24 protein-coding genes and 1 tRNA gene are annotated in these 20634 nt (G+C 65.2%); 16 read left to right on the top strand and 9 right to left on the bottom strand.

Features of this window, described 5'->3' with window-relative positions; all coding sequences use genetic code 11:
* Nucleotides 1-9: 9 nt before the first annotated feature.
* The 3 genes from F8237_RS12175 to F8237_RS12165 are packed head-to-tail and all read left to right on the top strand — an operon-like array spanning nt 10 to nt 2394.
* Nucleotides 10-1167, top strand: a complete 1158-nt coding sequence (locus F8237_RS12175) for an alpha-D-ribose 1-methylphosphonate 5-triphosphate diphosphatase (protein ID WP_151644940.1) — start codon at nt 10-12, stop codon at nt 1165-1167.
* On the top strand, nt 1164-1760 hold the full coding sequence (gene phnN, locus F8237_RS12170; RefSeq protein ID WP_151644938.1) for a phosphonate metabolism protein/1,5-bisphosphokinase (PRPP-forming) PhnN: 597 nt from the start codon (nt 1164-1166) through the stop codon (nt 1758-1760). Before F8237_RS12175 ends, phnN begins: the two co-directional genes overlap by 4 nt.
* Before the next feature lie 22 nt (nt 1761-1782).
* Entirely contained in the window at nt 1783-2394 is a 612-nt protein-coding gene (locus F8237_RS12165; RefSeq protein WP_151644936.1) for a pyridoxamine 5'-phosphate oxidase family protein, read from the top strand.
* 93 nt (nt 2395-2487) lie between these two features.
* On the opposite strand, the gene F8237_RS12160 is transcribed toward F8237_RS12165, so the two are convergent.
* The 3 genes from F8237_RS12160 to F8237_RS35905 form a co-directional block, all read right to left on the bottom strand.
* Nucleotides 2488-2928 (bottom strand): LOTUS domain-containing protein, encoded by a 441-nt coding sequence (locus F8237_RS12160; RefSeq protein WP_151644934.1) that lies wholly within the window; start codon nt 2926-2928, stop codon nt 2488-2490.
* Between the two features lie 244 nt (nt 2929-3172).
* Entirely contained in the window at nt 3173-3904 is a 732-nt protein-coding gene (locus tag F8237_RS12155) for an SDR family NAD(P)-dependent oxidoreductase (protein WP_151644932.1), read from the bottom strand.
* Between the two features lie 237 nt (nt 3905-4141).
* Entirely contained in the window at nt 4142-4300 is a 159-nt protein-coding gene (locus F8237_RS35905; protein WP_154696358.1) for a hypothetical protein, read from the bottom strand.
* Here F8237_RS35905 and F8237_RS12145 point away from each other — a divergent pair.
* Nucleotides 4299-4520: a hypothetical protein gene (locus F8237_RS12145; protein ID WP_151644930.1), complete on the top strand. Its 222-nt coding sequence runs from the start codon at nt 4299-4301 to the stop codon at nt 4518-4520. The genes F8237_RS35905 and F8237_RS12145 overlap by 2 nt on opposite strands.
* Nucleotides 4521-4541: 21 nt before the next feature.
* Nucleotides 4542-5039, top strand: a complete 498-nt coding sequence (locus F8237_RS12140; RefSeq protein WP_151644928.1) for a type 2 periplasmic-binding domain-containing protein — start codon at nt 4542-4544, stop codon at nt 5037-5039.
* Nucleotides 5040-5045: 6 nt separating this feature from the next.
* Here F8237_RS12140 and F8237_RS12135 read toward each other — a convergent pair whose 3' ends face one another.
* The 3 genes from F8237_RS12135 to F8237_RS12125 all read right to left on the bottom strand — a co-directional run bounded on the left by F8237_RS12135 (nt 5046) and on the right by F8237_RS12125 (nt 8173).
* The gene (locus tag F8237_RS12135; RefSeq protein WP_151644926.1) at nt 5046-5828 is read right to left on the bottom strand and encodes an alpha/beta fold hydrolase; all 783 of its coding nucleotides are present in this window, start codon (nt 5826-5828) and stop codon (nt 5046-5048) included.
* A gap of 4 nt (nt 5829-5832) precedes the next feature.
* Nucleotides 5833-7128 carry an O-acetylhomoserine aminocarboxypropyltransferase gene (locus F8237_RS12130; RefSeq protein ID WP_151644924.1) on the bottom strand — a complete coding sequence of 432 codons (1296 nt, stop codon included), beginning with the start codon at nt 7126-7128 and terminating at the stop codon, nt 5833-5835.
* Between the two features lie 256 nt (nt 7129-7384).
* Nucleotides 7385-8173 (bottom strand): IclR family transcriptional regulator, encoded by a 789-nt coding sequence (locus F8237_RS12125; RefSeq protein WP_162006008.1) that lies wholly within the window; start codon nt 8171-8173, stop codon nt 7385-7387.
* 130 nt (nt 8174-8303) lie between these two features.
* On the opposite strand from F8237_RS12125, the gene F8237_RS12120 reads away from it, so the two are divergent.
* The 7 genes from F8237_RS12120 (at nt 8304) to F8237_RS12090 (ending at nt 13543) form a co-directional block, all read left to right on the top strand.
* The gene (locus tag F8237_RS12120; protein ID WP_151644920.1) at nt 8304-9269 is read left to right on the top strand and encodes a Bug family tripartite tricarboxylate transporter substrate binding protein; all 966 of its coding nucleotides are present in this window, start codon (nt 8304-8306) and stop codon (nt 9267-9269) included.
* A gap of 2 nt (nt 9270-9271) precedes the next feature.
* Entirely contained in the window at nt 9272-9889 is a 618-nt protein-coding gene (locus F8237_RS12115) for a flavin reductase family protein (protein ID WP_151644918.1), read from the top strand.
* Between the two features lie 54 nt (nt 9890-9943).
* The gene (locus tag F8237_RS12110; RefSeq protein ID WP_151644916.1) at nt 9944-10804 is read left to right on the top strand and encodes a fumarylacetoacetate hydrolase family protein; all 861 of its coding nucleotides are present in this window, start codon (nt 9944-9946) and stop codon (nt 10802-10804) included.
* A gap of 2 nt (nt 10805-10806) precedes the next feature.
* Entirely contained in the window at nt 10807-11610 is an 804-nt protein-coding gene (gene hpaH, locus F8237_RS12105; protein WP_151644914.1) for a 2-oxo-hept-4-ene-1,7-dioate hydratase, read from the top strand.
* A 25-nt stretch (nt 11611-11635) separates the two neighbouring features.
* Nucleotides 11636-12028, top strand: a complete 393-nt coding sequence (locus F8237_RS12100) for a RidA family protein (protein ID WP_151644912.1) — start codon at nt 11636-11638, stop codon at nt 12026-12028.
* Nucleotides 12029-12041: 13 nt separating this feature from the next.
* Entirely contained in the window at nt 12042-12917 is an 876-nt protein-coding gene (locus tag F8237_RS12095; RefSeq protein WP_151644910.1) for an amidohydrolase family protein, read from the top strand.
* Nucleotides 12918-12997: 80 nt separating this feature from the next.
* On the top strand, nt 12998-13543 hold the full coding sequence (locus tag F8237_RS12090) for a hypothetical protein (protein WP_151644908.1): 546 nt from the start codon (nt 12998-13000) through the stop codon (nt 13541-13543).
* Here F8237_RS12090 and F8237_RS12085 read toward each other — a convergent pair whose 3' ends face one another.
* Complete coding sequence (locus F8237_RS12085; RefSeq protein ID WP_151644906.1) at nt 13544-14551, bottom strand: LLM class flavin-dependent oxidoreductase; 1008 nt, start codon at nt 14549-14551, stop codon at nt 13544-13546.
* Between the two features lie 121 nt (nt 14552-14672).
* The gene (locus tag F8237_RS12080) at nt 14673-15572 is read right to left on the bottom strand and encodes a LysR family transcriptional regulator (protein ID WP_151644904.1); all 900 of its coding nucleotides are present in this window, start codon (nt 15570-15572) and stop codon (nt 14673-14675) included.
* 119 nt (nt 15573-15691) lie between these two features.
* On the opposite strand from F8237_RS12080, the gene F8237_RS12075 reads away from it, so the two are divergent.
* A complete protein-coding gene (locus F8237_RS12075) occupies nt 15692-16855 on the top strand; it encodes a mandelate racemase/muconate lactonizing enzyme family protein (RefSeq protein WP_151644902.1) in 1164 nt (387 codons plus the stop codon).
* A gap of 187 nt (nt 16856-17042) precedes the next feature.
* Nucleotides 17043-17465 carry an MgtC/SapB family protein gene (locus tag F8237_RS12070; protein WP_151644900.1) on the top strand — a complete coding sequence of 141 codons (423 nt, stop codon included), beginning with the start codon at nt 17043-17045 and terminating at the stop codon, nt 17463-17465.
* Between the two features lie 644 nt (nt 17466-18109).
* On the opposite strand, the gene F8237_RS12065 is transcribed toward F8237_RS12070, so the two are convergent.
* Nucleotides 18110-18184 (bottom strand) — tRNA-Thr (locus tag F8237_RS12065).
* Between the two features lie 329 nt (nt 18185-18513).
* On the opposite strand from F8237_RS12065, the gene F8237_RS12060 reads away from it, so the two are divergent.
* Nucleotides 18514-18714 (top strand): hypothetical protein, encoded by a 201-nt coding sequence (locus F8237_RS12060; RefSeq protein ID WP_151644898.1) that lies wholly within the window; start codon nt 18514-18516, stop codon nt 18712-18714.
* Between the two features lie 27 nt (nt 18715-18741).
* Nucleotides 18742-20460 carry an FAD-dependent oxidoreductase gene (locus F8237_RS12055; protein ID WP_151644895.1) on the top strand — a complete coding sequence of 573 codons (1719 nt, stop codon included), beginning with the start codon at nt 18742-18744 and terminating at the stop codon, nt 20458-20460.
* Nucleotides 20461-20634 lie beyond the last annotated feature (174 nt).

Raw genomic sequence — 20634 nt, 5'->3', positions numbered from 1 at the left:
GAAATGGAAATGAACGCCAAGCCGAAGGATACCGTGATCGCCAATGCCAGGATCGTGCTGGCTGACCGGGTGATCGAGCAGGGCTGGCTTGCTCTCGCGGATGGACGGATTGCCGAGATCGGCGAGGGCAGGGCCCCGGCCGGCGCGGACGACGTCGGCGGCGACCTCATCATGCCAGGCCTGATCGAGCTCCACACCGACCATCTCGAAGCGCATTACGTGCCGCGCCCGAAGGTGTTCTGGAATCCGGTCGCGGCCGTGATCTCCTATGACGGCCAGCTTACCACCTCAGGCATCACCACCGTGTTCGACTCACTCCGGGTCTGGCGCGAGGACGGCGCCGAGGAGGTCGACGGCCGTGCTGGCGTGCTCGCCGCGGCGATCACGACCGCGCGCGAGGCCGACCTGCTGCGCGCCGACCACTTTCTGCATCTGCGCTGCGAAATCCCAATGCCGAGCGTGGTCGAGGAGGCCAAGGAGCTGATCGACCGTCCCGACGTCCGGCTGATGTCGCTGATGGACCACACGCCCGGCCAGCGCCAGTTCCGCGACGAGGTCAAGCTGCGCGACTATTACCGCGGCAAGGGCGGCGGCAAGACCGATGCCGAGCTCGACGAGCTGTTCGCAAAGCGCTTCGAATATCAGAAAAAATATGCCGCGACCAACATGCGCGAGATCGTGTCGCTGGCGCACAAGTACAACATTCCGCTCGCGAGCCATGACGACACCACCGAGGAGAACGTCGTGGACGCCGTGCGCGATCGCGTGTCGGTGGCCGAGTTCCCGACCACGCTGGAAGCCGCGCGCGGCCTGCACCAGGCCGGCATCGACATCCTGATGGGGGCGCCGAACGTCGTCCGCGGCGGCTCGCATTCCGGCAACATCGCCGCGGTCGATCTTGCCCGCGAGGGCCTGCTCGACATCCTGTCGTCGGACTACATTCCGTCGAGCCTGCTGATGGCTGCGCTGCAACTGCCCGAGCATGTGCCCGCGATCAGCCTTCCGGCAGCGGTTCGCACCGTGACCAAGGCCCCCGCCGAGGCGGTCGGCCTGTCCGATCGCGGCGAGGTCGCAGCCGGCAAGCGCGCCGATCTGATCCGTGTGCACGTTGCCGGCAGCGTTCCGGTCGTTCGCAGCGTCTGGCGCGAAGGAAGCCGTGTCGCATGAGCGAGACCACGACCATTGCGCAGAGCGAGGCGGGTACGATCGGCCCCGGCCGGCTCGTGCTCGTGGTCGGCCCGAGCGGGGCCGGCAAGGACACCTTGCTGCGGCTGGCGCAGGCGGCCTGCGTCGACGACCGCGACATCGTCTTTCCGCGCCGTGTCGTGACGCGCGAGTCCTCCGCGGACGAGGACAATATCGCAGTCAGTCCCGAAGAATTCCGCCGCTCGCAAGAGCACGGCGATTTCGCCGTGCATTGGGACGCGCACGGACATTCCTATGCGCTGCCGCTCGGCATCAACGACGATATCCGGGCCGGCCGAGCCGTCGTCGCCAACGTCTCGCGTACCGTGATCGGCGAACTGCGCAAGGCCTACGCCAACGTCGTCGTCGTCGCGATCACCGCGCCGCCGGACGTGCTGGCACAGCGGCTGGCCGCCCGCGCGCGGCAGAGCGACGGCAATATCGGGGACCGCCTCGCGCGCAGCATCAGTGATGCATCGGTCCATGCCGATGTCACCATCCTCAATGCGGGCAGTGCGGACTATCACAGCCGCCAGCTCGTGCGGGCGATCAGGAATGAAGGCTGGCACGAATAGCCGGTACGACAAGGAGACTGGAATGTCGGTGATTGAAACGGTCGAACAGCTCGAGGCCATCTACGGTGCCGTCGGTGATGCCTCGACCGTGAAAGTCGCCGACCACGTCACTCCGCTCTACCGCATCTTCATCGAGAAGGCGCCGTTCGCGGCGCTCGCAACCATCGGGCCGGAGGGGATCGACTGCTCGCCGCGCGGCGATCTGCCCGGCTTCGTCCGCATTCATGATCCCAGGACGCTGATGCTGCCGGACCGGCGCGGCAACAACCGGGTCGATTCCCTGCGCAACATCGTGCGCGATCCCAGGGTGTCGCTGATGTTCCTGATCCCCGGCTCCGGCAACGCGGTCCGCGCCAACGGCCGCGCGCATCTTTCGATCGATCCGGAACTGCTGGCCTCGTTCAAGGTCGAAGGCAAGGCGCCGCGCAGCGTCATGGTGATGAACGTGGAAGAAATTTACTTTCAGTGCGCCCGCGCCATCGTCCGCTCCGACCTCTGGAATCCCGACAAGCGCATCGATCCCAAGATTTTGCCGACGCCCGGCCAGATCCTCGCCGAGATGAGCGAGAACAAGGTCGGCGGCGCGGAATACGACCGTATCTGGCCGGAGCGGGCCGCCGCGACGATGTGGTGATCGCTTTCCTCCCCTATCCGCTTGCGGGAGAGAGTGGCTCGCCGTGAAGCGGCGAGATGGGTGAGGGACCAGCTCTAAGGGAGAGGCGATAAGTCAGCGATAAGGTGCCTTCCAACCAAACCCTCTCGCCTTTTGCACGTGGTCGATTAGTGGGATGACCTCTTCGATTAGGCTTCGATAGTCCGCAATTAGTTTATCGAGGGTGGAGAGATTCATTTCTCCTCCCTTAAATGACGGCAAGAGTATTTGTTGCACCCCGTCCGCCGGGTCGTCGAAAGCCCAAAGCGTATGCATGGCGTCATGACGTCGCCCGATTGCGGCTTTGGCACGCTTCAGGATGGCACGGATTTCTGCAATCAGTTCGGAATGACCTGCCAGTGAAGGTTCAATAACGTTGTCAATCATATCGAGCCTCGCGATGGCAGCTTTCGGCGTGAAATAGATCAAAATTCCAAATTCACCATGGACGCCGAGCAGAGCGGCGAGCAGCTCTGCGAATAGTACCTCAAGGCTGGAATTTTCAATGCTGATCATGCCGATCGCCTTGACGAATTTGGCGGGCCGTTCGAGAAAGGCGGCTAGGGGTTAGGCGGCTGCCGCGAGAATTGAGGCGGACGCGCAAGATTCTAGAGGTTGGCGTGCCAATTGTTTTCGCCATTGTCACGATTATCCTGTCGCGATCATCGATCCACACGTTCGGATCCGCTTTGATATCAGCCTTCGCTCCCTAATCGCCGCACGCAATGCACCTCGCCATGCGTTCGTTCGAGCTCGCCTTCTAATTGAACGCCATCCCACCGCTCAGCGCGACCGTCTGCCCGGTCATGTAGGCGTTGTCGACCAGCAGCATCACGGCTTTCGCCACTTCTTCCGCCGTGCCGAAGCGGCCGAGCGGGATGCGGCTGATGAGCTGGGGTTGTCCGCTCATCATGTCGGTCTCGATCAGCGATGGTGCGACCGCGTTGACGGTGATGCCTTCCTTCACCAGCCGCGCCGCGTAACCGCGCGTGAGGCCTTCCATGCCAGCCTTGGAGGCATTGTAATGCGGGCCGATCGAGCCGGCGCCGCGCGCGGCTCCGGAGGAGACGTTGACGATGCGACCCCACTTCCTCGCGCGCATCGACGGCAGCACCGCCTGCGTGCACAGGAAGGCGGATTTCAAATTGACCAGAATCGTCCGGTCGAAATCGTCCTCGGTGAGATCGTCGACGCCGCGGGTGATGGCGATGCCGGCATTGTTGACGAGGATGTCGATCGGCCCGAGCCCGGCCGAGACACGCTCGACCATGTTCATCACGGCCTCGCTCTGTGAGACGTCGGCCGCAACCACGATCGCCCGACCGCCCCGCTTGACGATCTCGCCCGCCAGTTGCTCGGCTTGTCCGATCCGTTCGCGGCAATTGATCGCCACGGCCGCACCTGTATCGGCCAACGCCCGACAGACGGCAGCGCCAATCCCGCGCGAGCCGCCGGTGACGAGAGCCGTGCGCCCCTTCAGATCGTCCGCCATGCCTGAACCTCCCAAATGATCTGCTTTCCGGCTGCCGGAAGCGTACCATGCCGGCCGCGTGATCGTGTTGAAATCATCGCGAGATGAATCTGTCTGTCAGTGCTTGCGGCGGGAGAAGCGCCCCAGCGCGCCAGTCCCAAATATGGATAGCCATTTCATTGACCAATCGCGCCAATCGCTCGATATTTGCAGCATCGAAACTGCTCCTCGAGCTCGAAGCCGCAACATGAGAAACGATCACCAGCGTAGTTCCGGCGACATGCAAGTATGCATGACGCGGCGCTGTTTCTCGGCGGCCACCGGCGCCTGTTGTTGTTGCTGACCGCGTCCTAGCAGCAAACTCACACCGAAGATTCCAGACAGGAAGCGCCGATATCCCGGCGAACGAGCAGCCATGTCCCACTCCCAGTCCAACGCCTACATCATCGAGATCCACGATCGCGCCGCCGGCATCATCACACGCGACGAGCGCGGCTTCCGCTTCTTCTCCTCCGAGCGCCTGTTCGATAGTCTCGAAGGCCGCCAGTTCCGCTCGGCGCGCGAGGCCGAGCGCGCCGCTCGCGCCGTGTTCGCCGAGCGGAGCGGACGCGCGAACTCGCAACTCTTCGCCAACTGATCTCACCGAAAGGGCAACGTCATGATCACCCGACGACACATTCTCGCAACGACACTCGTCCTCGCAACTGCCCTGGCCGCACCTGCGCGCGCTGAAGACAAGCCGGCGGAAATCCGCATCGGCACCCAGAAGGGCGGCTTCTTCCCGGCGGTGCGCCAGCGTCAGACGCTCGAAAATGCCTTCAAGCCGCTCGGCATCGACGCCTATTACATCGCCAACACCGACTTCGTTGAGAAATATCCGTCGCTGGTGGCCAGGCTCAACACGACCTTCGCCTCCGAAGGCGTATGGGCGGACGCCCATCACGAGGAGGTCGCCAAGGCGCAGGCCGAGGCGACCGGCGTCGACATCGAGGCTATCAGGCGCTTCGTCAACCGCTCGAGCTATCGCGTGGTGCCGCTCGACGCCGACGTGATCAAGAGCCAGCAGGCCGTGGCCGATCGTTTCGCAAAACTTGGCCTGATCCCGAAGCCGGTCAATGTCTCCGACATCGTCTGGAAGTGGACGCCGGGGTCCTGAGCGGACTCAGCCCCTCAGCGCCACCAGCAATTCATCCGGGCGTTCGGCCATGATCATGTGGCCCGCGCCCGGCACCACGACGGTCTTCGCATGCGGGATCGCCGCCGCAAGCGCCTTGCCGGCCTTTGCCGGCGTCATCATGTCGCGTTCACCGAGGATGAGCGTGGTCGGCACCTTCACGCTCGCGGCAGCGGTCAGCGCATTCGCGTAGGCGTTGCAGGCGGACAGATCCTTGAACAGGACGCCCGGCTCGCAATGCTTCAGCACCGCCTGCGCGCCGCCGTGCATCCACAGGCCCGGTGCAAGGCTGCCGCCGAGCTCGGCGTTGAAGCCGAGGCCCCAGATCGAGACCATATCGTTGGCGTCCTGCGAGTTGGCCTCGGCGGCCTTGAGCAGGTCGGGGCCGACCGTCATGGTCGCGGCCGTGCCGATCAGGCTCAATGCGGAGACCTTGTCCGGATGGCGCGCCGCGGTCTCCAGCGAGATCAGCGATCCCATGGAGTGGCCGATCAGGTGCGCTTTCTGCACGCCGGCGGCATCGAGCAATGCCGCTGTCCAGTCGGCCATCTCCGCGATGGTTGACAGCGAAGGTCCGGCCGAACGGCCGTGGCCGGGCATGTCAGGCGCCAGCACGCCAAAGCCGTGATGGGCGAACCAGCGCGTATGCAGCGCCCAGGTCGAACGGTCGAAGCCGGCGCCGTGGATGAAGACCACCGCGGGCAGGGACTTGTCGAATTCGCGGCCACCGGTTGCGACAAACACTTCGGCGCCGTTGACGGAGAGCTTCATGGTCTCAAACCTTTTGCGAGATGCGCAGCGCCTGGGAGAGATCGTCGATGATGTCGGAGGCGGTCTCGATGCCGACCGACAGCCGCACCAGCTCCTCGCCGATGCCGGCGGCCTTGAGCTGCTCGGCGTCCATCTGCTGGTGCGTGGTCGAGGCGGGATGGATCACCAGCGTCTTGGCGTCGCCGACATTGGCAAGATGGCTGATCATGCGCAGCGATTCGATGAACTTGCGTCCCGCGGGCCGCCCACCCTTGATGCCGAAGGAGACGATCGAGCCGGCGCCGCGCGGCAGCAGCTGCTTTGCCAGCTGATAGTCCGCGTGGTCCTCCAGCGAGGGATGCAGCACCCAGTCGACCGCCTTGTTCGATTTCAGGGCTTCCAGCACGAGGTGCGTATTCTGGATGTGGCGGTCCATGCGCACGCCCAGCGTCTCGACGCCCTGCAGCAGCTGAAATGCGTTGGTCGGCGACAGGCAGGCGCCGAAATCGCGCAGGCCCTCGGTGCGCGCGCGGATGATGAAGGCGGCCGTGCCGAACTGCTCGTCGAAGACGATGCCGTGATAGCCGCCATAGGGCTCGGTCAGCACGCCGAACTTTCCGGAGTCGCGCCAGTCGAAGCGGCCGCCGTCGATGATGGCGCCACCGATCGCGATGCCATGGCCGCCGATCCATTTGGTCGCCGAATGCATCACGATGTCGGCCCCGAGCTCGATCGGGCGGCTGAGATAGGGCGTGGCAAAAGTGTTGTCGATCAGCAGCGGAATCTTTGCGTCATGCGCGATCGCTGCGACCTTGGGGATGTCGAGCACTTCGAGGCCGGGATTGCCGATGGTCTCGCCGATCACGAGCTTCGTGTTGGGCTTGATCGCCGCGCGGAACGCGTCGTGGTCGCGCGGCTTCACGAAGGTGGTGGTGATGCCGAAGCGCGGCAGCGTGTGTGCCAAGAGGTTGATGGTGCCGCCATAGAGCGAGCTCGATGCCAAGATGTGGTCGCCGGCATTGAGCAGCGTCGCGATGGCCAGATGCAGCGCGGCCATGCCGCTCGCGGTGCAGATCGCGCCGACACCGCCCTCCAGCGCCGCGAGCCGCTCCTCCAGCACGCCGGTGGTCGGATTGGAGATGCGCGTATAGATGTGGCCGGCGCGTTCCAGATTGAACAGCGCTGCGGCGTGGTCGGAATCCTGGAACACGTAGGACGTGGTCTGGTAGATCGGCACCGCGCGGGCGCCGGTCGCGGGATCCGGATGCTGGCCCGCATGCAGGCTCAGGGTCTCGAAGGCAGGCGGTTTCGGCGCGGGCATGCTTGGCCTCGTTGGTCGGTCGGCGATGGCGGCCCTTGTGCCACAAAATGGCGGGCCACGTCAGCCCATTGACAGCGCCGGAGACGGTGCGCTCCCTCGCCCCGTTCTTACGGGGAGAGGGGTGGGGTGAGGGGCCCTTTCCGCGAAGACGGTGAGAGTTGAACTCGCGGAGACTCCCCCTCACCCGGAATTCAAGCTTTGCTTGAATTCCGACCTCTCCCCGCAAGCGGGGCGAGGTGAAGCGGCACCGGTAGCGCTAGCGCATCGCCTGCTCGATGATCCGCGCCTCGCGCAGCAGGATCTCCGCGACCTCCTGCTCGCGCCTTGGCCCGAGCCTCGTTCGAACGGCGGAGACGGTCATCGCCGCGGCCGGCTGTCCGTCCGGGGTCTTGATCCAGGTGGAGATCGACTTGGTGCCCTGCACGAGGCCGATCTCCCTCATATTGTATCCACGCTTCCGTGCCGTCGTGACCTGGCTCATCACCGACGCCGCGTCGGTCTGGTAGGCTTCGAATCTCTTCTCGTTGGCTGCGACGATTTTTCGCGCGTCCGGCGCCGGCATCGCGGCGAGGATGGCGACGCCGGCGCTGCTGACGCCGAGCGGCCGGCGCGCGCCGACCTCGATCGACAGCACCTGGATCGGATAGACGCCAATCCTGCGATCGACGCAGAGCGTGTCGTTGCCGGTCCGCATCGTCAGGAACAGCGTGTCGCCGATCTCGGCGGAGGCGCGCCGCAGCGACGGATTGGCGGCGACCAGCAGCCGCGACGGCCGCGCCCGCGCCAGCGCCAGCTCGGGCACCTGGTTGCCGATCGCATAGCGGCCGGTTCGATCGTGCCGCTCGACGATGCCTTCCTCGATCAGCACGTGGACGATGCGATGCACGGTCGGGCGGGTGAGGCCGGTTGCGCGTACGACCTCGGCCAATGGCACACCGTCTTCGCGGCCTGCGGCAAGAATGCGCAGCACCGCGAGCGCGCGCCGGATTGCCTGCGCGCCTTGTCGCGGTTCGACCGCGGATTTTGACAAAGCTCTCTTGTCCATAATATGGACAAGAACGCCACAATTCACTCGACAGGTAAAGCCCGCATCTGGAGATTGCGATCCCATCGGGATGCCTTGCATGACGTCGGGGCACTCGCATGGAAATTGGAAGCGCCGTCGGGAGGTTAACATGAGATTAATCGGGATTGCCATCGCTGCTGTCACCGCGATGCTCGCGGGGCCCGCTTCGGCTCAGCAATGGCCGGCGCGCAGCGTCAAGCTGATCGTGCCTTATCCGGCCGGCGGCAATGTCGACAGCGCGGCGCGCATCGTCGCCGACAAGCTCCAGGAAAAACTCGGTCAGCCCTTCATCATCGAGAACAAGGCCGGCGCCGGCGGCATGATCGCGGGCGAAGCCTTCGCGAAGTCCGCGCCCGACGGTTACACGCTGTTCGTCGGCGCCAACGGCCCTGTGCTGTTCGCGACCGAGATCAACAAGCGCGAGGCCTATAGCTGGAAGAAGGACTTCATGCCGATCTCGACGATCTCGATGACGCCGCTGGTGCTCGAGGTCCATCCGTCGGTTCAGGCCAACACTTTCAAGGAATTCATCGAGCTCGCCAAGCGCGACCCCGGCAAGCTGACCATGGCCTCGCCCGGGCCCGGCACCACCAACCATCTGCTCAGCGAGCTGATGCAGTCCAGCCTCGATCTGCAATGGGTCACCGCGCACTATCGCGGCAACGCGCCCGCGATCAACGATCTGCTCGGCGGTCAGGTGCAGTTCGCGTTCGACCAGCTCACGGTCAGCCTGCAGCACATCAAGGCCGGCCTGTTCCGTGCGCTCGCAGTCACCAGCCCGCATCGCCTGAAGTCGCTGCCTGACGTCCCGACCTTCGTCGAGCTCGGCTACAAGGACTTTGATGGCCAGACCTTCACCGGCCTGTTCGCGCCCGCGGGCACGCCGGCGCCTGTCATCGACAAGCTGCACGAAACGCTGGTCGCGATCCTGAAAAACCCGAGCGTGATCGACAAGTTCGAAAAGCTCGGCGGGGAATCCACCCCGATGACGCCGGACGAATTCAAGGCCTATCTCGAGCGCGAGGACGCCAAGTGGACTCCGGTCGTGCGCAAGGCCAACATCAAGGCTGACTGAGCATGCGGATCGACCCCACCGAGCTCGGCGCGGAGCTCATCTACCGGCTGATGACCGGCATCGTGGTGCCGCGCCCGATCGCCTGGGTGACGAGCCTGTCGCGCTCCGGCGTGCTCAACCTCGCGCCGTTCAGCGCCTTCACCTTCGTCTCGCAGAAGCCGCCGATGCTCGCCATCAGCGTCGGCCGCAAGGGCGCGAACTACAAGGACACCGCGCACAACATCCTCGACACCGAGGAATATGTGATCCACATCGCCGATACCCCGCTAATGTCCGCGGTGCACGACAGCTCCGTCGAGCATCCGCCCGAGGTGAGCGAGGTCGAGCATCTCGGACTGGAGACGCTCGCGAGCGAGCGCATCAAGGTGCCGCGATTGGCTGCGGCGCCCGTCGCGATGGAGTGCCGCTTCCGGCAGTGCCTCGAATTCGGCGACGCGAAGAGCCGGCTGATCGTCGGCGAGGTCGTGATGTTCCATCTGCGCGACGGTCTCGTGAACGACGGCAAGGTCGAGACCAAGGCGCTCGATCCGATCGCGCGCATTGGCGGGCCGCGCTACGCCAGCCTCGGCGAGATCGTGACGCTGAATACCGTCTTCCAGACGCCCAAATCGAAGGACTGAGCGAGCTGCGCATCGCGCCGCCCTCAGTGCCTGAAGTCCATTGGAGAAACCGACATGCGACTCGTAAGCTATCTCTTGGACGGAGAGCCGCGCTACGGCGCCGCTGTCGAAGGCGGTGTGGTCGACCTGACCAGGCGGATCGGCCGTGACTTCTCCGACGTCAAGGCGCTGATCGCGGCCAACGCGCTGGCCGATGCGCAGGAGGCGGCGGCCGGGCAGAAGCCCGACTACGCGCTGGACAAGCTCATCCTGCTGCCGCCGGTGCTCGCCCCCGAAAAGCTCTGGTGCATCGGCGTCAACTACGCCGAGCGCAACGCGGAGTATAAAGACAGCTCCGACCTGCCCAAATATCCCAGCCTGTTCGTGCGCAGCATGTCCTCGATGACGGGCTCCGGCCAGCCGCTGGAGAAGCCCAAGGTCTCGGAGCAGCTCGACTACGAGGGCGAGCTCGTCATCGTGATCGGGCGGGGCGGTCGCCACATCCCGCGCGAGGAAGCGTGGTCGCACATCTTCGGCATGACCCTGTGCAACGAGGGCACGGTCCGCGACTGGCTGCGCCACGGCAAGTTCAACGTCACGCAAGGCAAGAATTTCGATCGCTCCGGCAGCATCGGCCCGTGGCTCGTCACGTCGGACGAGCTCGATCCGCGCGGCCCTCATGACATCATCACGCGCGTCAACGGCGAGGTGCGGCAGCAGGATACGACCGAACGGCTGATGTTTCCGTTCGACTATCTGATCTCTTATCTCTCGACCTTCGCGACACTGAAGCCCGGCGACATGATCGTGACGGGCACGCCGACGGGGGCCGGCGTTCGCTTCGATCCGCCGCGCTGGTTGAAGGTCGGTGACGTGGTCGAGGTCGAATCGTCGCGCATCGGCGTGCTGCGCAACACCGTCGCCGCGGAGCAGTAATCATGCTCGATACCGCCACGATCGAACGCCTGGCCGCGCGGCTCGATGAGGCCGAGCGCACCAAAACGCTGATCACGATGTTTACCAAAGAGTATCCCGATTTCAGCATCGAGGATGCCTATGCCGTCCAGCGCGCCTGGACCAGGCTCCAGCTCGGTCGTGGCCGCGTCATCAAGGGCCACAAGATCGGCCTGACCTCGAAGGCGATGCAGAACGCGGTCGGCATCAACGAGCCCGACTACGGCGTGCTGTTCGCCGACATGTTCTACGCCGATGCCACGCCGATCCCGTTCGACCGTTTCCATGCGCCGCGCATCGAGGTCGAGCTCGCCTTCGTGCTGAAGGCGCCGCTGCGCGGGCCGGACTGCACCATCTTCGACGTGCTCAACGCCACCGACTATGTCACGCCCGCGCTGGAAATCCTGGAAACGCGCATGCACCGCGTCGACCCCGAAACGGGCAAGCCGCGAAAGGTCATGGATACGATCTCGGACAACGCCGCCAACGCCGCGCTGGTGCTCGGCGGCCGGCCGTTCCGTCCGCTGGATGCGGATCTGCGCTGGATCGGCGCACTGTTGTTCCGTAACGGCGAGGTCGAGGAGACCGGGCTTGCCGCCGGCGTGCTCAATCATCCCGCCAACGGCATCGCCTGGCTCGCCAACCGCCTCGCGCCGCACGACGAACATCTCGGCGCCGGCGAAGTGGTGCTGGCGGGATCGTTCACGCGTCCGGTGGATATCCGCCGCGGCGACACCTTCCACGCCGACTACGGCGCGTTCGGCTCGGTGTCGTGCCAGTTCGTCTGAAGAGATAATAGAGAGGGAGCGCACCATGACGGGTGAATCGCGGCGCAAGAGCATCCATATCGGCGGCTTCAAGCACGCCAATCCGATTCCGAACGCCTGCCGCATCGGCGGTCTCGTGATGTCAGGCGTCATCCTCGGCCGTGATGCGGCCGGCGTGATGCCGGAAAGCCTCGACGCCCAATGCGCCAACATGTTCGCGCACATGAAGGCGACGGTGGAGGCCGCCGGCGGCACCACGGACGACATCATCAAGATGACGGTATGGCTGAAGGACCGCACCCAGCGCGGCCCGGTCAATATCGAATGGCTCAAGATGTTTCCGGACGAGCATTCGCGCCCGGCGCGCCACGCGCTGCCGATGGACAACATGGACGGCGGCGCGCTGGTGCAGTGCGACTTCACCGCAATGATCGACTGAGGGAGTTTTGCGCATGCCGACCTATCTGCCGTTCGATCCGAATCCCCGCCGCCCTAGCAAGGCACCGCCGCCGAAGACCGTCGACAGCCAGTTTCACGTGCTGGGGCCCATCGACAAATATCCGGAGCGCCCCGGCGCGGCCTACCGGATGCCGAGCGCGACCTGGGAAGCGGCGCTGCGCGTGCACAAGACGCTCGGCATCGAGCGCGGCATCATCGTGCAGACCACGACCTATGGCGCCGACCACTCCGTCGTGCTCGACGGCCTCGCCGCGATGGGCCCCAACTATCGCGGCTGCGCCAACGCGCTGGTGTTCGCGGAGGCGAACGATTCCTATCTCGCCAAGCTGCACGACGCCGGCGTGCGCGGCGCGCGCTTCAGCTTCCGCCAGGAGCTCGGCGCGGTGCTGTCGGATGCCGATTTCGCCCGCGCCATCGCGCGCATTCGCGAGCTCGGCTGGTACGTCAAGATCCAGCCGGAGAAGGACGGCATCGTCTCCAGCGTCGCCAAATACGAGAATCTCGACGTGCCCGTGCTGATCGACCACATGGCGCGGCCGGTGCCGTCGAATGGCAAGGACGATCCGAACCTGCGCAAGATGCTGGAGCTGCTCAAGAAGGGCAATTTCTGGGTGATGCTGTCGCTCGGCGAGAAGACCTCGCAGGCCGGCCCGCCCTATGACGACGTGATCCCGATCGCGCGCAGCTATATCGAGGCCGCACTCGATCGCTGCGTCTGGGCCAGCGACTGGCCGCATCCCGTCTCCGTCAAGCAGCCGCCCAACGACGCCGACCTGCTCGAACTGATGTTCCGCTTCGCGGCGGATCAAACGGAGCTGGAGCAGATTCTTGTGCACAATCCGGCCAAGCTGTTCGGCTTTCCGGATTAGAACCAGCATGACGTCCTAGGCGATGCGCTCAATCCCCGCTAGAAACTTGCAACGGATGCGTCAGGGGCGGAGCGGCAACCATGCAGGGATGGACCACGCGGCTGATTGTTGCACTGCTCCTTCTGCCGGTGCTGACGTCGGGACCCGTATCCGCTGCTCCGGCAGCGCTGCGCGGCATCTCCGTCGATCTGTCGTGGACCGACAGCCGCACGGAGAAATTCCTGGATACCGGTGAGGAAAAGCCGGGCTATCAGACCTCCCAGGTCCTGCTCTACATCAGTGAGCAGGGCCGCTTCTTCAGCCGCTTCAACAGGGTCGCGAAGGGCAACAACAACCGCCTTGTCAACGCGGCCGTCTCCGGCGAGGGAAAGTCGGTGCTGAACTGGCGCTTCGAAGGTCGCAGCGTTGCCGCCGACCAGAAGTTCGGCGGTTCGGGCGCGCGGCGTATCGTCGTCTCGTTCAGTGACGACGCGTCCTCCTGCTCGCTTCGCGTCATTCACGGCAAGGAAGGCAGCGCGCCGATCCGCTATCCCGGATTGACGTCGCAACGGCCGATCGAGCTTATCCGTATCGAGGTGACGAACACCACTTGCCAGGTCCGCCAGGGTAACGCGTTCGGCCAGTGATCACACCGCCGGCTGCTTCGCCAGCCGATCCCGCACCTCGGCGGCGATCTCGAACGAGCGCAGCCGCGCGGCGTGGTCGTAGATCTGCCCCGTCGTCATCAGCTCGTCCGCGCCGGTCTCGGCGATCAGCGCCTTCAGCTTCTCTTCGACGACGGCAGGCGAGCCGACCGCGGAGCAGGACAGCGACTGGCCGACGCCGGCCTTCTCGGCCGGCGACCACAGCGCGTCCATGTCGTCGACCGGCGGCGGCAGCTGTCCCGGCGTGCCGCGCCGCAGGTTGATGAACTGCTGCTGCAGCGAGGTGAACATGCGGCGTGCCTCGTCGTCGGTGTCGGCCGCGAACACGTTGACGCCGACCATCGCGTAGGGCTTGTCCAGCTGCGCCGACGGCGCGAAGCGAGAGCGATACTCGCGCAGCGCCGGCATCATTATCTGCGGCGCGAAATGCGACGCGAACGCGAAGGGCAGGCCGAGCATGCCGGCAAGCTGCGCGCCAAACGTGCTCGATCCCAGGATCCAGAGCGGCACCTTCGTGCCCATGCCGGGCACGGCGCGGATCGCCTGGTTCGGCTGCACGTCGCCGAGCAGCGCCTGCAGCTCCAGCACGTCATGCGGAAAATTCTCGGAAGCCGTTGCAAGATCGCGCCGCATCGCTCGCGCGGTGAACTGGTCGGTGCCCGGCGCCCGCCCGAGCCCGAGATCGATGCGCCCGGGATAGAGCGATTCCAGCGTGCCGAACTGCTCGGCGATAACCAGCGGCGAATGGTTCGGCAGCATCACGCCGCCGGAACCGACGCGGATCGTCTTGGTGCCGCCCGCGACATGCCCGATCACCACCGACGTCGCGGCGCTCGCGATCCCCGTCATGTTGTGATGCTCGGCCAGCCAGAACCGCTTGTAACCCCAGGCCTCGGCATGCCGGGCGAGATCGAGCGAATTGGCGAACGCCTGCGCCGCATTGCTGCCCTGATGGATGGGAGCGAGGTCGAGCACGGAGAAGGGGATCATGCGAGGGGTCCGGATGGTGGGCGTTGGAACGCGGACTTCACATGTAAGTGCCTGCTCTCAAAATGGTAGGCGGCTTGCTCAGGCGCATCAGCAGCGGCGCCATCCGAAATTGCCGTGCATCTCAGCCCCCGGTCAGCGCATGCCAGAGCGTGTCGGCCACGTCATTGCGGCAATCGGGCGACCGGATCAGCCTGATCTCGATCGGAATATCGAACCGTTCGCCGCCTGCGCGAACGAGGCGGCCCTGCTCGATCTCCTCTCTCGCCAGGGTCAGCGGCAGCCAGGCCACGCCGTGGCCCTCACGTGCCATCGTCATCAGCGTCGCGGCAAGATGCGAGGTGAAGCCGGTCTGCATGTCGGCGATCGTGCTCCGGCCGATCGGATGGGCCGCGAGGATGCGGCCGAGGCCCGAAGCGCGGCTGTAGGAGAGCAGGCGTGCCGGTTGCGCGGATGTCTCGTCGAGAGACCAGGTCGGCTGTCCGTCGGACCCGGGCGCGCAAAGCGGCACGAGGCAGTCGTCCCCGATGCGGTGGCTCTGGAAGCGCTCCGGATCGAAGCGAGTCGGCGCCTCCGCATGGGAGTGGCACAGCAGGAAATGCACCTCGCCGCTGAGCATGATCTGCTCGCAGCCTTCCATGCTCTCCGAGATCAGGCTGAGCGCGCCGAGCGCCTCGAAGCGAAGATGCTGCCGGATCCACCCGGGAAAGAACGTGAAGGACAGCGCATGCGTCGCGGCAATGGACAACGCGACATGATCGCGCTCGCCCACGGACCGCGTGTCGCGTTGCGCCCGCTCCAGGCTGCGGATCAAGTCGGCGGCGAGAGGCTGGAAGTGCTGACCGGCCGAGGTCAGGCTGGCGCCTTGCGCCCCGCGTGCGAACAGCGGCGTTCCGATCCAGTCCTCCAGCGCGCGAATGCGGCGGCTGAAGGCCGGCTGCGTCACGTACCGCGCCTCGGCGGCCCGCGAAAAGCTCTTCAGCTCCGCCAGTGCCGAAAAATCCTTGAGCCAGTCGATATCCAATTGAAATCCAGACGAAATTAGCGCCGATGCCGTCCGTGCATGAGGCGAACCGATCATGGCATTGGCCAAACGGCCCTGTCCAGACGTACACCTGCCTGCAGCCAGGCCAGGAGACCATCATGCGCATCGTCGACGTCCGCGAGATCACAAAGCCGATCGCGTCCCCGATCCGAAACGCCTATATCGACTTCTCGAAGATGACGGCGAGCCTCGTCGCCGTCGTCACCGACGTCGAGCGCGATGGCAGGCGCGTGGTCGGCTACGGCTTCAACTCCAACGGCCGCTACGGCCAGGGCGGGCTGATCCGCGAGCGGTTCCGCAATCGCATCCTCGAAGCCGAACCGAACAGCGTCCTCAACGAGGCCGGCGACAATCTCGATCCGCACAAGCTCTGGGCGGCGATGATGAGCAACGAGAAGCCCGGCGGCCACGGCGAGCGCTCGGTCGCGGTCGGCACGCTCGACATGGCGATCTGGGACGCCACCGCCAAGATCGCGGGCAAGCCGCTGTTCCGGCTGCTCGCCGAGCAGAAGGGGTGTGAAGCCAATCCGCGCGTGTTCGTCTATGCGGCCGGCGGCTACTATTATCCAGGCAAGGACAACACCGCGCTGCGCGCCGAGATGCGCGGCTATCTCGATCGCGGCTACAACGTCGTCAAGATGAAGATCGGCGGCGCGCCCATCGACGACGATCAGCGCCGCATCGAAGCGGTGCTGTCCGAGATCGGGTCGCAGGCGCAACTCGCCGTCGATGCCAACGGCCGCTTCGACCTCGAGACCGGCATCGCCTATGCGAAGATGCTCCGGCAGTATCCGCTGTTCTGGTACGAGGAGGTCGGCGATCCCCTCGACTACGCGCTCCAGGCCGCGCTCTCCGAGTTCTATCCCGGCCCGATGGCGACCGGCGAGAATCTGTTCTCGCACCAGGATGCGCGCAACTTGCTGCGCTACGGCGGCATGCGGCCGGACCGCGACTGGCTGCAGTTCGACTGCGCGCTGTCCTATGGCCTCGTCGAATATCTGCGCACGCTCGACGTGCTGCATCAGTTCGGCTGGTCGCCCTCGCGCTGCGTCCCGCACGGCGGCCACCAGATGTCGCTCAATATCGCCGCGGGCCTTGGCCTCGGCGGCAATGAGAGCTATCCGGATCTGTTTCAGCCCTATGGCGGCTTCCCTGATGGCGTGAAGGTCGAAGCCGGCCACATCGTCATGCCGGAGCTCCCCGGCATCGGCTTCGAGGGCAAGTCGGATCTGATCAAGGTGATGCGCGAACTCGCGGAGTAGGGATACGCAGACGCGTAGGGGTGGGTTAGCCTTGGGGGTTGCGCGAAGCGCAAACCGCAAGGCGTAACCCACCCTACGAGAGCCCGCGCAAACCCATGCGGCAAATCCGCCCGTCCTGAAACCATCCGCCGCCCGGCCGCGTTGCAGGCCGGCTTGATTTGATGGGCTTTGGTTTCGGGGATTTGCTTTGGACAGATTCAACATCGGCGTTCACGTCGTCGCGCTGGCGGCTGCGTTCGCGCTCGCCGTCCCGATTGGGTGGGACCGCGAGAAGCGGGCGCGAAGCGCGGGCCTGCGCACCTTTCCGCTGGTCGCGCTGGCAAGCTGCGGCTTCGTGCAGGCCAGCGAAAGCCTGCTGGTGCATTCGCCTGACGGCATGGCCAAGGTGATCGAGGGCCTCATCACCGGCATCGGCTTCATCGGCGGCGGTGCGATCCTCAAGCAGGGCAATTCGGTGCAGGGCACCGCGACCGCCGCCAGCCTGTGGGCCACCGGCGCCATCGGCGTCTCCGTCGGGCTCGGTGCCTACGACGTCGCGGTGACGATCGCGGTGTTCACGTTCCTGACGCTTCGGTTGCTAACGCTGGTGAAAGAAGAGGGGGATCTCTGACGGCGACTTCAACCGGCATTGACCCGTCGGGCAAAACACCCACCTCCCCCAAAATCCCGTCAATCCCCTGCCGCAAAAATATTCCACTTTACCGAAATTCGGATTTACGGCACTATCCCCTCATCCCGGCCCGAGGAGAGGGGCGATCGTACGTCGCAACGAACGTGGGCTGGGGTGCGGTGGACGCGGCAGCGTCGTGCGCGAGAGGTCCGGGCAGGGCGGGTAGTCCCTGTGAGCCCGTGGCTACGTGCGGACGAGCGACGCTGAAGCGTACGGCAAAACCGGGTCGTCTTGGCCGTCGTTGCTACGGTCAAGCCCTCAGCGGAGATGTGCGCGAGCCCAACCGGGCGGACGGCATCGTCAATTCGCGGGGCGAGGGAGGCCAGAGGGAAAGTTCGGCTCCCGGGAGAGCTCGGCATAAGCCGTCCGACCATCGCGCAGGGAAGGCCGGGTGTTTTCCGGCCCACCTGTTTTTCCGCCTGCGCATTTGCGTGTGCAAATTCTTCGCGCAGCGGATCACGGGTGCCAGCCGGCACCCGGCCTTCCCTGCGCCCTCTTCACAACAGAGGGCGAAAGAGGAGAGCAAAACTCGGGCGTTTCGAGCCGCGAGAACGCCGATCCGTGTGTGATTGGACCCGAGGGAATGGTGCTGCCAGACAGGATTGAACTGTCGACCTCTCCATTACCAATGGAGTGCTCTACCACTGAGCTACGGCAGCATGTGCTGGGATGAGAATCGGCCGCCACAGGGAGCCTACCAAGCGGGCCGATATCTGCCACAAGCCCCCCTCCTGTGCAAGCTTGCTGGCCCCGCCAAAACGAGAAAATCGGAGCGATATCAGGTCCAAAACGCCCGTTTTGGCGCGAAACGACTGACTTTCCGCTGATTTTGCCGCTGATTTTGGTTCCGCGATCCCTCGCCATCTGGCCAGTTGGCCGATGTCCCGGAGCTGGCTCATTTTGAGTTTCGCACGATCGGATGGGCGTCAGGCTCTTGAGCTGCCGCATTCCCTGGGCATGTTATCGCGGATCGCTGTATGGACCCGTGATGGCTGACGAGAACGACAAGAGCGCAAGACCAGAGCCGAGACAGGCGAGGGCGTCCCGGGACGATCGCCTGAAATCGGCGCTGCGCGAAAACCTGAAGCGGCGGAAGCTGCAGGCGCGCGAGCGCGCCGCGACCGACGGCCCCTCGCAGAACGACGATGATTCCCTAGATGAGGGGACCGCCGGCAAGACCGGCCCTTGAAACCGGCAGCTGGAATTTTTGGAGTGCATGGACGTGGCAAGCGGGCAGGACTATTCGCAACGAGCTGACAGTGACGCGCAGATGGCGCGGTTCACCCGCCCCGAACAGACCTTTCCGACGCTGACACCAGCAGAAATCGAGCGCATGCGGCACTTCGGTGAGGTCCGCAACTACGCCGACGGCGACTGGCTGTTCGAGACCGGCAAGCCGGGGCCGGGCATGTTCGTCGTACTGAGCGGCCACGTCGCCATCACCCAGCGCGACGGGCTCGGCAATGTTACCCCGCTGATCGACCAGGGGCCGGGGCAGTTTCTGGCCGAACTCAGCCAGCTCTCCGGCCGGCCCGCACTGGTCGATGGCCGCGCCGAGGGCGAGGTCGAAACGTTGCTGTTGCCGCCGGAGCGCCTGCGTGCGCTGCTGGTCGCCGAGGCCGAACTCGGCGAGCGCATCATGCGCGCGCTGATCCTGCGCCGGGTCAATCTGCTCCAGGCCGGCGTCGGCGGTATCGTTCTGATCGGTCCCTCGCATTCGGCCGGCGTGGTGCGGCTGCAGAGCTTCCTCACCCGCAACGGCCAGCCGCATCATCTGCTCGATCCCGAGCGCGATCGCGATGCCGCCGACGTCATCGCACGTTATTCGCCCAAGCCGGAAGACTGGCCGCTGGTCGTCACCCCCGACGGTGCGGTGCTGCGCAATCCCGGCGAAACCGAAATCGGGCGCGCGATCGGCATGATCGGCGGCCCGCGCAACGACCGCATCTACGACGTCGCGATCGTCGGCTCCGGACCGGCGGGGCTCGCCACCGCGGTCTATGCCGCCTCGGAAGGACTTTCGGTCGCCGTGCTCGACACCCGCGCCTTTGGCGGCCAGGCCGGCGCCAGCGCGCGCATCGAGAACTATCTCGGCTTTCCGACCGGCATCTCCGGTCAGGCCCTCACCGCGCGCGCCTTCAACCAGGCGCAGAAATTCGGCGCCGATATCATGATCCCCGTCACGGTGAAGTCGCTCGACTGCACGCGCGCGGACGGCGCATTTTCGGTCGCGCTCGACGGCAGCGATCCCCTGCGCTCGCGCGCGGTGGTGGTCGCGAGCGGTGCGCGCTATCACCGGCCCGAGATCGAGAACCTCGCCAGGTTCGAGGGGCGCGGCGTCTGGTACTGGGCGTCCCCGGTCGAGGCGAAGCTGTGCGCCGGCGAGGACGTGGCCCTGGTCGGCGCCGGCAATTCGGCGGGCCAGGCCGCGGTGTTCCTGTCGGGTCACGCCAAGAAGGTGTTGATGATCATCCGCGGCGGCGGCCTCGGCGCCAGCATGTCGCGCTATCTCATCGAGCGCATCGAGGCGACGCCGAACATCGAATTGCTGTTCAACACCGAGATAACGTCGCTCGAGGGTGACGAGGCCTCGCTGCTGCGGCGCATCCGCTGGAAGAGCCGGCTGTCTGATGACGAGGATTTTGCCGACATCAGCAATCTGTTTTTGTTCGTCGGCGCAGATCCCGCCACCACCTGGCTCGACGGCTGCGGCGTCACGCTCGATCGTGGCGGCTTCGTCGTGACAGGCGCGCAGTCCGAGCAGAACCAGGGGCGGCTGGTGGCGCCGCTGGAGACCTCGGTGCCCGGTGTCTACGCCGTCGGCGACGTCCGCTCCGGCTCGGTCAAGCGCGTCGGCGGCGCCATCGGCGAAGGCGCACAGGTCGTGGCCTCCCTGCACGGCTATCTCGGCGACGCCGCAAAACCGGCGCTTTAGAGCACGATCCGGAAAAGTGTGAAGCGGTTTTCCGAAAAGATCGTGCTCAAACAAGAAGTCAAGAACAAGACAAGCAGATGGCAAGTCGAATGAGGCTTGCCATCTTGCCGTGTGATGCGTGACTATCTCCCCTCGTTGCGAGGTCAATCGCGCGTGGAAGAACAAACAATTCAC

The organism is Bradyrhizobium betae (assembly GCF_008932115.1).
In the GTDB taxonomy this organism is placed as follows: domain Bacteria; phylum Pseudomonadota; class Alphaproteobacteria; order Rhizobiales; family Xanthobacteraceae; genus Bradyrhizobium; species Bradyrhizobium betae.
The sequence above is the reverse complement of the archived record's forward strand: the minus strand, read 5'-3'. Positions and strand labels throughout refer to the sequence as shown.

Excerpts from the sequence above, each read along its gene's own strand:
- F8237_RS35905 (WP_154696358.1), bottom strand. The coding sequence starts at position 4,300 with ATGGCTGCTCGTTCGCCGGGATATCGGCGCTTCCTGTCTGGAATCTTC.
- F8237_RS12135 (WP_151644926.1), bottom strand. The coding sequence starts at position 5,828 with ATGAAGCTCTCCGTCAACGGCGCCGAAGTGTTTGTCGCAACCGGTGGC.
- F8237_RS12145 (WP_151644930.1), top strand. The coding sequence starts at position 4,299 with ATGTCCCACTCCCAGTCCAACGCCTACATCATCGAGATCCACGATCGC.
- F8237_RS12175 (WP_151644940.1), top strand. The coding sequence starts at position 10 with ATGAACGCCAAGCCGAAGGATACCGTGATCGCCAATGCCAGGATCGTG.
- F8237_RS12055 (WP_151644895.1), top strand. The coding sequence starts at position 18,742 with ATGGACGTGGCAAGCGGGCAGGACTATTCGCAACGAGCTGACAGTGAC.
- F8237_RS12085 (WP_151644906.1), bottom strand. The coding sequence starts at position 14,551 with ATGATCCCCTTCTCCGTGCTCGACCTCGCTCCCATCCATCAGGGCAGC.
- F8237_RS12115 (WP_151644918.1), top strand. The coding sequence starts at position 9,272 with ATGCGGATCGACCCCACCGAGCTCGGCGCGGAGCTCATCTACCGGCTG.
- F8237_RS12125 (WP_162006008.1), bottom strand. The coding sequence starts at position 8,173 with ATGGACAAGAGAGCTTTGTCAAAATCCGCGGTCGAACCGCGACAAGGC.
- F8237_RS12090 (WP_151644908.1), top strand. The coding sequence starts at position 12,998 with ATGCAGGGATGGACCACGCGGCTGATTGTTGCACTGCTCCTTCTGCCG.
- F8237_RS12165 (WP_151644936.1), top strand. The coding sequence starts at position 1,783 with ATGTCGGTGATTGAAACGGTCGAACAGCTCGAGGCCATCTACGGTGCC.
- F8237_RS12140 (WP_151644928.1), top strand. The coding sequence starts at position 4,542 with ATGATCACCCGACGACACATTCTCGCAACGACACTCGTCCTCGCAACT.
- F8237_RS12155 (WP_151644932.1), bottom strand. The coding sequence starts at position 3,904 with ATGGCGGACGATCTGAAGGGGCGCACGGCTCTCGTCACCGGCGGCTCG.
- F8237_RS12120 (WP_151644920.1), top strand. The coding sequence starts at position 8,304 with ATGAGATTAATCGGGATTGCCATCGCTGCTGTCACCGCGATGCTCGCG.
- F8237_RS12095 (WP_151644910.1), top strand. The coding sequence starts at position 12,042 with ATGCCGACCTATCTGCCGTTCGATCCGAATCCCCGCCGCCCTAGCAAG.
- F8237_RS12110 (WP_151644916.1), top strand. The coding sequence starts at position 9,944 with ATGCGACTCGTAAGCTATCTCTTGGACGGAGAGCCGCGCTACGGCGCC.
- F8237_RS12160 (WP_151644934.1), bottom strand. The coding sequence starts at position 2,928 with ATGATCAGCATTGAAAATTCCAGCCTTGAGGTACTATTCGCAGAGCTG.
- F8237_RS12130 (WP_151644924.1), bottom strand. The coding sequence starts at position 7,128 with ATGCCCGCGCCGAAACCGCCTGCCTTCGAGACCCTGAGCCTGCATGCG.
- F8237_RS12075 (WP_151644902.1), top strand. The coding sequence starts at position 15,692 with ATGCGCATCGTCGACGTCCGCGAGATCACAAAGCCGATCGCGTCCCCG.
- F8237_RS12060 (WP_151644898.1), top strand. The coding sequence starts at position 18,514 with ATGGCTGACGAGAACGACAAGAGCGCAAGACCAGAGCCGAGACAGGCG.
- phnN (WP_151644938.1), top strand. The coding sequence starts at position 1,164 with ATGAGCGAGACCACGACCATTGCGCAGAGCGAGGCGGGTACGATCGGC.
- hpaH (WP_151644914.1), top strand. The coding sequence starts at position 10,807 with ATGCTCGATACCGCCACGATCGAACGCCTGGCCGCGCGGCTCGATGAG.
- F8237_RS12100 (WP_151644912.1), top strand. The coding sequence starts at position 11,636 with ATGACGGGTGAATCGCGGCGCAAGAGCATCCATATCGGCGGCTTCAAG.